This window comes from Pseudomonas sp. 2VD, assembly GCF_005503585.1.
GTDB classification, from domain to species: Bacteria; Pseudomonadota; Gammaproteobacteria; order Pseudomonadales; family Pseudomonadaceae; genus Pseudomonas; species Pseudomonas aeruginosa.
The window spans coordinates 1-9,224 of the sequence record NZ_SCND01000246.1 but is presented as its reverse complement, the minus strand read 5'-3'; the positions used below and the strand labels follow the sequence as shown (position 1 = coordinate 9,224).

Annotated in this window: 11 protein-coding genes and 1 pseudogene; 8 read left to right on the top strand and 4 right to left on the bottom strand. The window is 66.9% G+C overall.

From position 1 onward, the window contains the following. Both FFS27_RS22565 and glgA read right to left on the bottom strand, forming a co-directional pair. Nucleotides 1-1,038 (bottom strand): alpha-amylase family glycosyl hydrolase (locus FFS27_RS22565; RefSeq protein WP_256659603.1); only part of this gene is annotated, 1,038 nt, incomplete at its 3' end. Beyond that, complete coding sequence (glgA, locus tag FFS27_RS22560) at nt 1,038-2,579, bottom strand: glycogen synthase GlgA (RefSeq protein ID WP_009877798.1); 1,542 nt, start codon at nt 2,577-2,579, stop codon at nt 1,038-1,040. The genes glgA and FFS27_RS22565, both read right to left, overlap by 1 nt. 367 nt (nt 2,580-2,946) lie before the next feature. Between glgA and FFS27_RS22555 the strand changes: the two genes are divergently transcribed. From FFS27_RS22555 to FFS27_RS22515, 8 genes are all read left to right on the top strand, one after another. Next, the gene (locus tag FFS27_RS22555) at nt 2,947-3,312 is read left to right on the top strand and encodes a DUF3509 domain-containing protein (RefSeq protein WP_003110773.1); all 366 of its coding nucleotides are present in this window, start codon (nt 2,947-2,949) and stop codon (nt 3,310-3,312) included. Nucleotides 3,313-3,640: 328 nt separating this feature from the next. Beyond that, on the top strand, nt 3,641-4,738 hold the full coding sequence (locus tag FFS27_RS22545; protein ID WP_023091845.1) for a DUF3182 family protein: 1,098 nt from the start codon (nt 3,641-3,643) through the stop codon (nt 4,736-4,738). Continuing rightward, entirely contained in the window at nt 4,735-5,511 is a 777-nt protein-coding gene (locus FFS27_RS22540; RefSeq protein ID WP_003110771.1) for an alpha/beta hydrolase family protein, read from the top strand. The genes FFS27_RS22545 and FFS27_RS22540 overlap by 4 nt, the downstream gene beginning before the upstream one ends. Before the next feature lie 125 nt (nt 5,512-5,636). Next, nucleotides 5,637-6,089, top strand: coding sequence for a ferritin-like domain-containing protein (locus FFS27_RS22535; RefSeq protein WP_021264742.1), 453 nt, complete (start codon nt 5,637-5,639; stop codon nt 6,087-6,089). Nucleotides 6,090-6,290: 201 nt separating this feature from the next. After that, a complete protein-coding gene (locus FFS27_RS22530) occupies nt 6,291-6,761 on the top strand; it encodes a hemerythrin domain-containing protein (RefSeq protein ID WP_003088967.1) in 471 nt (156 codons plus the stop codon). A gap of 3 nt (nt 6,762-6,764) precedes the next feature. Next, nucleotides 6,765-7,841 carry a hypothetical protein gene (locus tag FFS27_RS22525; protein WP_023101282.1) on the top strand — a complete coding sequence of 359 codons (1,077 nt, stop codon included), beginning with the start codon at nt 6,765-6,767 and terminating at the stop codon, nt 7,839-7,841. A gap of 26 nt (nt 7,842-7,867) precedes the next feature. Next, complete coding sequence (locus FFS27_RS22520) at nt 7,868-8,209, top strand: YgaP family membrane protein (protein WP_021264745.1); 342 nt, start codon at nt 7,868-7,870, stop codon at nt 8,207-8,209. Between the two features lie 55 nt (nt 8,210-8,264). Next, nucleotides 8,265-8,486 carry a hypothetical protein gene (locus FFS27_RS22515; RefSeq protein ID WP_003088976.1) on the top strand — a complete coding sequence of 74 codons (222 nt, stop codon included), beginning with the start codon at nt 8,265-8,267 and terminating at the stop codon, nt 8,484-8,486. A 30-nt stretch (nt 8,487-8,516) separates the two neighbouring features. On the opposite strand, the gene FFS27_RS22510 is transcribed toward FFS27_RS22515, so the two are convergent. Next, complete coding sequence (locus FFS27_RS22510) at nt 8,517-8,825, bottom strand: hypothetical protein (RefSeq protein WP_003132124.1); 309 nt, start codon at nt 8,823-8,825, stop codon at nt 8,517-8,519. 283 nt (nt 8,826-9,108) lie between these two features. Then, nucleotides 9,109-9,224 (bottom strand): annotated as a pseudogene (locus tag FFS27_RS33705) (hypothetical protein); the annotation flags it as partial.

Genomic DNA, 9,224 nt, shown 5'->3' with positions numbered 1-9,224 from the left:
CTGGTAGACGAAGCCTTCGGCCAGGCAGCGCGCCAGGCAGCGCAGCGGCTCGGGGTAGTCCTGGTAGTAGCCGTCGCTCTCGCCGGTGAGCAGGACGTGCAGCGCATGGTGGCCATCGTCGTTCCACTGTGCGTCGTAGCCCTGGCGCAGCAGGCTGGCGCGGTTGTCGTCGTTCTCCAGGACCAGGTGCAGATGGCGCTCGGGGCCGGCGGCGCCGCGCAGGCGGCGGGCCATCTCGACGAGGAACGCGCTATCGGGAATCGCGTGCACGGCATCGAAGCGCAGGCCGTCGATGCGATAGTCGAGCAGCCACATCAGGGCGTTTTCATAAAAGAACTCGCGGACTTCGCCGCGACGGAAATCGATGGCCTGGCCCCAGGGCGTCTGCCGGTCGTCGCGAAAGAACGCGGCGGCGTACTGGGCGAGGTAGTTGCCGTCCGGGCCGAAGTGGTTGTAGATCACGTCGACGAAGACCATCAGGCCCATGCCGTGTGCGCTGTCGATCAGATGCTTGAGCTGCTCGGGCGTGCCGTAGGCCGACGCCGGGGCGAACGGCAGCACGCCGTCGTAGCCCCAGTTGCGGCGACCGGGAAACTCGCCCAGCGGCATCAGCTCCACGGCGGTCACGCCCAGTTCCACCAGGCGCGGAAGGAAGCCCTCGACCTCGGCGTAGGAGCCGAACAGGCCGACGTGCAGCTCGTAGATCACCGCTTCGTGCCAGGGCCGCCCGCGCCACTCGTCGACGCGCCAGGCGTAGGCGTCATGGTCCAGCACCTGGCTGTCGCCATGTACGCCGTCGGGCTGGAACTGCGAGGCCGGGTCCGGCACCCCGGGGCGGCCATCGATGCGGTAGCGGTAGCGGGTGCCGGGCGGACAGGGCAGGGTCGCCTCGAACCAGCCGCTGTCGCTGCCTTCCAGCGGCCAGTCGCGGCCGTCGGCGGTCTCGACCCGGACCTCGCGGGCGTCCGGAGCCCAGAGGCCGAAGCAGGTTCGGCCGTTGCCTTGGAACTGGGCGCCGAAGCGGCGCCGGATCGCCATCATTGGCGTACCCCGCGCAGGGCCGGAGCGGTATTCCTCAACAGGCGCCGGTACAGGCGGTTGTAAGGCTCCACCGAGTCGCTCCAGAACATCGGCGCGGCCATCGCCTTGCAGCGCATGGCGTTGAGCAGTGAGGGACAGTGGTAGACGTTGATCGCGCGCATCACCGCGTCGAGGTAGCTCTGCGCGGTTTCCTCACGGAACAGGAAGCCGGTGACCCCGTCGACGATGGTATCGGCGAGGCCGCCGGTGCAGCGCGCGATCGGCAGCGAGCCGAAACATTGCGCATAGAGCTGACTGAGCCCGCAGGGCTCGTAACGCGAGGGCATGAGCAGGAAGTCGCTGCCGGCGTAGATACGGCGGGCCTCGGTCTCGTCGAAACCGATATGCACGCCGACCTGGCCGGGATGACGCCGGGCGAGCTCGAGCATGGCCTTCTCCAGGTTCGGCTCGCCACGGCCGATGCTGACCAGGCGGCCGCCGGCCTGGAGCAGGGCATCGCTGATCTCCAGGGTCAGGTCGATGCCTTTCTGCTGCACCAGGCGCGAGACCACCGCGAACAGCGGCCCCTTGCCCGGCTCCAGGCCGAAACGCTCCTCCACGTAGCGCGTGTTGGCGCGCTTGCCGGCCCATTGGCGGGCGCTGAAGCCGGCCACCAGGTGTGGATCGCAGTGCGGCTGCCAGCTATCGTCGATACCGTTGACGATGCCGCTGAGCTGACGCTTCTCGACCTTGCACTTGAGGATGCCGTGCAGGCCGCAGCCGTATTCCGGGGTAGTGATTTCCTGGGCGTAGGTCTCGCTCACCGTGGTGATGTGGTGGGCATGGGCGATGCCGGCCTTGAGGAACGACAGGCGCCCGTGGAATTCCATGCTTTCGTGGCTCAGCGCTTCGTCGGGAAGACCCAGCTCGGCGCTGCATTGCAGGTCGCAGAGGCCCTGGTAGGCGAGGTTGTGGATGGTGAACAGGCTCGGCGTGCGCACGCCGTTCCAGGCCATGTAGGCCGGGGTCAGCGCCGACGGCCAGTCATTGGCGTGCACCAGGCCCGGCTGCCAGCCCTGGGCGCCGCGGCCGCCGGCGATCTCGGCGGCGGCCAGGCACAGGCGGGCGAAGCGCAGGTGGTTGTCCGGCCAGTCATTGCCCTGGTCGTCCATGTATGGCGTGCCCTCGCGCTCGTAGAGCAGCGGGCAGAGCACCAGCATGACTTCCAGGCCGTCGTCGAGGGTCACCAGGCCGATCTCGCAGGGCGGGATCGCCGCCCGGCCGGGCAGGCTGCCGATGATCCGCAGGTCGCGGCAGCGCTCCAGCACCTGGCGGTAGCCGGGCAGCAGGACCCGCACCGAATGCTCGCGCTTGAGGACCCGCGGCAGCGCGGCGGAAAAGTCGCCGAGTCCGCCGACCTTGACGAAGTCGCTTAGCTCGGCGGTGACGAAGAGTATCCGATCCCTCTGTTGCGGCGGGTCCTGCGGGTGCAGCAGCGACGGAAAAGCGGTCAGTACCGCGGGTTCTTCCAGGCAAGCGCCTGCAACAGAATGTCCCATGTCATCCTCCGGTCGTACGTTGTCCTTGGCGTTGGTCGGTCGGACTCCGTCGCGCCGTGGCATGGGCGAAGTCCTTGCTAGGGGTGACCGGAGGGGAGCGGCGGAAGTTTAGTTTTTTTTACCGGCGGCTCGGCTTGCGAGAGGCCTCGCCAGGGGGTTGCAGGCGAGACGACGGGCGCGGCGGGTTGCCGAATGCAAGGCTTGCCGGGGGTTTTCTTGCAAAGTGCAAATATCAATTCGCCGGCTTGTTTTTCAACTTATTGATTTATAAGAATTTTATTTTCCAGAGAAATTGGTACGCCTTCTGCTCGACAGAGATACGCCTGATTACCGGCGTCAAAGAATCTGATGAGACAGGAGGCCAGCAATGCTAGAGACCGATGAAAACCTGGTTGAGTACCTGGAAGAGCATTTCAAGGATGTGCGCGTCAGTTGCCAACCTCGGCCTGACGGCGCGTTGCTGGTGACCTTGCGTAACGACCAGGGCAAGCGCCTGGTGAGCCGGGCGATCTCCGGCCAGGAGCAGAGCAACCCGCTGTTGCTGAACCAGGTGCTGGAGCGCATCCGCCGGGACCTGATCATCGACCAGGGGCCGCTGCAGATCCGCGACAGCGACTATTTCCGCAAGCGTATCGACCTGCTCACGTTCCGCGATAGCGACAACCAGCATCTCACCCACCGCAAGGTCCTGGTCGCCGGCGGCAAGCTGCGCACCATGAGCCTGGCTCGCTGAGCCGGCTGTTTCAGCGCCGGGGCGGCCAGGCGCCGACCCGGCCTTCCGACGCATGGTCCGAACCAAATCCGCTCTCGTACCCTCCATCTAGAACTCATACCAACGATGGAGGCGGACATGCGTTTTTCCATTTCTGCATCATCGGGTGCGCCAGCGACGAGTCCACGCAACCCATCCGGGGACCCGGACGAATACCCGGTTCCTGACCACGAAAGCCACGTCCCCCAGGAGTTCCCGGAAGAAGTTCCGATGGAACGGCCCGACGAAGAGTCCCTCTCGCCCATACCGGAGCCCTGAACGCCGGGTCTCCATCCAGGAGGAGCGGAACATGAGCGCAGACCCTCGGCAGAGACTGGTGGTGGCCCATAGCGTCGATCCCGCGGCCGCCGAACATGAAGTGCAGGGCAACCTGGCCCTGGCGCGCTGGCTGGCGGAAGTCCAGAAGCTGGAGTTCGGCGGCCGCTACGAACCCGAATTGCACCAGCGAGGCCCCCTCTACCTGGTCCCGACCCGCACCCTGGTCGGCAGGGAGACCGCCGTGCGCCTGGGCGTGAACAGTGACGAAGATCTGCTCGGCGGTTTCGTCGAGCACGCGTTCATCGCCGGCAAGGCCATCGTCCATCCGCTGCCGCGCGGCGGCGTGGCGCCGGAAGGCTGGAACCCGCTGTTCGCGGAGAAGGTCCGCGACGTCGTGCTCAACGGCGTCAGCGTCTTCAGCCTGGCCGACGCACACCGCGCCGGCGGCCGCCTGCTCGCCGAAGGACCGGTGCGGGCCAAGCTGGCGGAGGCCTGTGGCGGCCTCGGCCAGTACGTGGCGCACGACCTCGACGAACTGGACGGCTGGCTCGGCGGGCTGGAGGAGCGCCAGTTGGCGCAGGGCCTGGTACTGGAAGCCAACCTGGACGGGGTCGTTACCCATAGCGTCGGCCAGCTCCGGGTCAACGGCTTCCTGCTGAGCTACCACGGTCAGCAGCACCAGACCCGCAACGCGCGCGGCGAACTGGTCTACGCCGGCTCCGACTTGCTGGTGGCGCGCGGTGGCTATGCCGAGCTGCTGACCCTGGACCTGGCCCGCGAGGTGCGCCAGGCCATCGAGTACGCGCGGATCTTCGACACCGCCGCGGCGATCTTCTTCCCCGGCTGCTTCGCCTCGCGGCGCAACTACGACATTGCCCAGGGCCGGGACGGCAACGGTCGGGAGCGCTTCGGCGTGCTCGAGCAGTCCTGGCGGGTCGGCGGCGCGAGCAGCGCCGAGATCGCCGCGCTGGAGGCCTTCCGCGCCGACCCGGGACTGCCCGCGGTGCGCGCCGCGTCGTTCGAGATCCACGAAGACAAGCGCCTGCCGGACAACAGCCGGGTGATCTATCGCGGCCCCGACGAACACGGCGACTTCCTGCTCAAATATGCGATGACGGGGGAGGCATGACGGCGAACAGCGAACGCATCCGCATCGGGGTCGGCGACGACCGGATCGAAGGCACCTTCCTCAGCCCCCGGGCGAAGGTCCCCGGCGTGCTCTTCGTGCACGGCTGGGGCGGCAGCCAGCAGCGCGACCTGAAGCGCGCCCAGGGCATCGCCGGGCTCGGCTGCGTGTGCCTGACCTTCGACCTGCGCGGCCACGGCGCGGAAAGCGGGCGCCAGGCGCTGGTGACGCGCGAGGACAACCTGCAGGACCTGCTCGCCGCCTACGACCGGCTGGTGGCCCACCCGGCCATCGACAGCCAGGCGATCGCGGTGGTCGGCACCAGCTATGGCGGCTACCTGGCGGCGATCCTCAGCCAGTTGCGCGCGGTGCGCTGGCTGGCCTTGCGGGTACCGGCGATCTACCGCGACGAGGACTGGCTGACGCCCAAGCTGCTGCTCGACCGCGAGGACCTCATCGAGTACCGCGGCAGCCTGATCCCGGCCGCCAGCAACCGAGCCCTGCAGGCCTGCGCGGGATTCCGCGGCGATGTGCTGCTGGTGGAGTCGGAGTTCGACAGCTATGTGCCGCACTCGACCATCATGAGTTTCCGCGCCGCCTTCCAGCAGACCCATTCGCTGACCCACCGGATCATCGACCACGCCGACCATGCGCTCAGCAGCGAGGCGGCGCAGGACGCCTATACCTCGATCCTGGTGGACTGGATCACCGAGATGGTGGTCGGCGAACGTCTCAGCATCACCCCGGCCTACGCCACCATCCATCCGGCTTTCTGAACGCTCCGCGACGGCGAGCCTCCCACCTTCCGTGGGCGCTGGTTGCTGCCCACGTTCCGTGCCGGCAGGCGCCGGCGCCGACAGACGCGAGAACTCCCGGACAGCTCCGGGCCAAGGAGAGCGAAATGAACCAGACCAACCTCGACGACACCCTCGACGTACTCAACGACCTGCTGCAAACCAGCAAGGATGGCGAGGCCGGCTTCCAGGCCTGCGCCGAAGACCTGCGCGATCCGCAGTTGAAGGCGGCGATGCTGGAGCAGAGCCGCGACTGCGCCGCGGCTGCCGACGAGCTGGAGCGGATCGTCCTGGAACTGGGTGGCAAACCCAAGGACAGCACCAGTTTCGCCGGTGACCTGCATCGGCGCTGGGTCGACCTGAAGTCACTGGTCACCGGCAAGGACGAAGAGGCGGTGCTCAACGAATGCGAGCGCGGCGAGGATGTCGCCAAGCAGCGTTACCAGGCGGCGCTGGAAAAACCGCTGCCGGCGCAGATCCACCAGGTGATCGAGCGCCAGTACCAGGGCGTGCTCCGTCACCACGACCGGGTCCGCGCCCTGCGCGACGCCCGCGCCTGAGGCCCGGTGCCGCGAGGGGAATGCCATGAGGCGGTCCCGGGCCTTGCTGCGCGACGGCCAGGAACCGCGCTCATTGCGGATCTCCGCGTTTCCGCTGATCGAGGCGACCGCCCGTCCTCGTGACTGAACTCGGCGGAGGAGCGCGCGCTCAGCCAGAGAGAGTGCCGGAGCACTCGGATAACAAACCGATGAGGAGCGACCATGAACGCCATCGAATTGCTGGTCCATGACCACGAGACCGTGAAGAAACTGCTCAATGAACTCAGCGAGACCACCGAACGGGCGCTGAAGAAGCGCAGCGAGCTGCTGGGCAGGCTGGAGCTGGAACTGGTGCTGCACACCGCCATCGAGGAAGACATCCTCTATCCGGCGATCAGGGACAGCGGCGGCAAGGAAGAGCTGAAGATGTACTACGAGGCCAAGGAGGAACACCGCACGGTGGACTCCCTGGTCCTTCCCGACCTCAAGCGCACCCGCCCGGACACCGTGCAGTTCGCCGGCCGGGTCAAGGTGCTCAAGGAACTCCTGGAGCACCACATCGAGGAGGAGGAGGGCGAGCTGTTCCCGCGCGCCCGGCAATTGCTCGACGCCGCCGCCCTCAAGCAACTCGGCCAGGCCATGCAGCAGCACAAGAAAGAGCTGAAGGCGCGCCTGGAAAAACGGGCGGCCTGAGGCATGCGCGAAGAAGACCGCGCCTTGCTCGAGGAACTCCTGCTGGCACGTGGCCCCGGTGGCCAGGAAGACGAGGTCAGGGCCATCTGCCAGCGGGAACTCGAGGGCTGTTGCGACGAGGTCGGCAGCGATGCCGCCGGCAACCTGGTCGCGCGCATCAGCCCGCCGCACCTGCCGCGCGAGCAGGCGCGGCGGGCCGCGGTGCGGCTGCTCGCGCACCTCGACGAGATCGCCATGATCGTCAAGCGCGTCGAGGCCGACGGTACCCTGCGCGTAGTGGCGCTCGGCGGCGCCCAGCCGGTGAGCTTCGGCGTCTGTCCGGTACAGATCCTGGCCGGCGAGGCGGTACTCGACGGCGTGCTGTCCTACGGCAGCATGCATGCTACCGGCGAGTCGCCGCAGGGCTCCGACGTGCTCTCGGGCGCGGTGCACTGGCGCGACGTACACGTGGTCACCCGGCGCAGCGCCGAGGGACTGGCGAATATGGGCGTGCGACCGGGTACCCGCGTGGTGCTCAACCGTCTGTGGCGGCGCCCGTTGTACTTCCAGGATTGCGTCGCCGCGCACTTCCTCGACGACCGCGCACCGCTGCTCGCCGTGCTCGGCGTGGCTCGCGAGATCGCCCGGCGCCGCGACGAGTTGCACGGCGACCTCTACCTGGTGCTCACCACCATGGAGGAGGAGAGTAACGCCGGCGCGCTGTTCGCCGCGCGCCGACTGCCGGGCGACATCAGCATCGCGGTGGAAGTCGGCCCAACGGTAGCCGAATACGGCACCCGGCTGTGCCGCGACCCGATCGTCAACAGCGGCGACTCCAAGGGTTATTACAGCCGCCATGTCACCGACCGCCTGTTGCGGGCCGCCGAACGCTGCCAGTACCAGCCGCAGGCGGCGCTGCTGGTGGACTTCGCCTCGGACGCCAGCGCCCTGCTGAGCCACGGCGAGGCCGCGCAGGTCGGCTGCATCGGCATTCCGACCGAGAACACCCACGGTTTCGAGATCGTCCTGGAAGAGGGCATCGAGGCTTGCCGGCGGACGCTGGTCGAGTTCCTCGTGCAACCGCCGGACGACGAAGCCTGACCGATAACCGAAGCAAGGAGAATTCCATGAACGAATACCTGACGGCCAATGGCTTGCCGCACAACCTGCAGCGCGGCGAGCGACTCGCTTCCATCGGCGCCGGACTGGTCCTGGCCGGCTTCGGCCTGGCCCGCGGTGGCTTGCCCGGCGCCTGCAAGGCGGTCGCCGGCGGCCTGCTGGTCAGCCGCGGGTTGAGTGGGCATTGCCATGTCAAGGGCCTGCTCAATGAACCGCGGGAAGAGTTGCAGTTGCTGCGCGAAGAGGTGCAGCACCTGACCCGCCGCCTGCAGCGCCTGCAGGAGCGCCAGCGCGACGACTCGCGGCAGGACGCTGCGCTGGACGCCGAGCTGCCGCCGAACCTGCCGTGATAGCCATGGGCCCTGCGCCTGGCGCAGGGCCCATCGAAGAGAGGAGGGCGAGACGATGGCCAGCCAGCTGTTCCTGATCAGCTACATCCTCGACGACCAGCCGATGACCTGCGAATTGCACAGCGAGGCGGAAACCCTCAGCCGCGAGGAGGCCCGCCGCCACTTGGAGGCACTGCATCGACCGCACGACGCCGAGGCGATCAGCGATATCCAGGTCAGCAAGGTGGAACGTACCCATGAACCGGGCACCACGCCGGGACACTACCAGCAGCCCTGACGGCGGGAGGGAAAAGAAGGGGGGAGGGGCTCAGCCGGTGCCGGTCTGGAGTTCCGCCTCGAACTCGCCGAAGCGCCTGATTTCCTCGCGCAGGTTGAGGATGAAGGCGCTGAGGTCGCTGAAGCTGCTGCTCTTCAGGAAGTCACTGTTGGGCACGATGTAGAGCGCGCCGTGGGGACCACCCACGCGGCAACTGATGGTCACCGTGAAGTCGGGGTTCAGTTGGCACTGGCAGTCGTGGTCGCGCAGTTCCTCCTCGAGGATCTTCTTCAGGTACAGGTAGGAAAGGTTCATCTGGCCAGCTCTCCCCGGTTTGCGCAACGCAAGAAAAAAATCCACTCCGTCCCTGGAGCGGGATTAGCCTGAATCAGAGAGAAACCGTCGATACGTACAACGGTAGGGATAACTATAGGCGCCGCGCCGATGAAATACCGGCCACATCCAGAATCTGCGGGATAAGCTGTATCCCGCATGAGGCGCGGGATGCAGAATGCAAGAAGTCGTGCAGAACGCTCATGTCGGAGTGCGATCATGACGGGCGAAAAGCCCGTTCGGCGCTCCTTATGGGCATTCGAAAGAGCTTTTCGCCCATATGGTTATATGGATTTTCTCGATATTTCCTCTAGGAACCTCGCCGGCTCGTTGGCGAAGAAGCCGATCTTTTTTGCCGGGTTTCCCGCATCGCCCGCCGCAATCCCCTTGCCACCCCGTAGCCAAGCAGGCAGCCGAGCAGGGTAG

What these genes read in the sequence shown, in the direction of transcription:
- FFS27_RS22520 (WP_021264745.1), top strand. Translation starts at nt 7,868, where the DNA reads ATGAACGAATACCTGACGGCCAATGGCTTGCCGCACAACCTGCAGCGC.
- FFS27_RS22545 (WP_023091845.1), top strand. Translation starts at nt 3,641, where the DNA reads ATGAGCGCAGACCCTCGGCAGAGACTGGTGGTGGCCCATAGCGTCGAT.
- FFS27_RS22540 (WP_003110771.1), top strand. Translation starts at nt 4,735, where the DNA reads ATGACGGCGAACAGCGAACGCATCCGCATCGGGGTCGGCGACGACCGG.
- glgA (WP_009877798.1), bottom strand. Translation starts at nt 2,579, where the DNA reads ATGGGACATTCTGTTGCAGGCGCTTGCCTGGAAGAACCCGCGGTACTG.
- FFS27_RS22515 (WP_003088976.1), top strand. Translation starts at nt 8,265, where the DNA reads ATGGCCAGCCAGCTGTTCCTGATCAGCTACATCCTCGACGACCAGCCG.
- FFS27_RS22555 (WP_003110773.1), top strand. Translation starts at nt 2,947, where the DNA reads ATGCTAGAGACCGATGAAAACCTGGTTGAGTACCTGGAAGAGCATTTC.
- FFS27_RS22525 (WP_023101282.1), top strand. Translation starts at nt 6,765, where the DNA reads ATGCGCGAAGAAGACCGCGCCTTGCTCGAGGAACTCCTGCTGGCACGT.
- FFS27_RS22535 (WP_021264742.1), top strand. Translation starts at nt 5,637, where the DNA reads ATGAACCAGACCAACCTCGACGACACCCTCGACGTACTCAACGACCTG.
- FFS27_RS22530 (WP_003088967.1), top strand. Translation starts at nt 6,291, where the DNA reads ATGAACGCCATCGAATTGCTGGTCCATGACCACGAGACCGTGAAGAAA.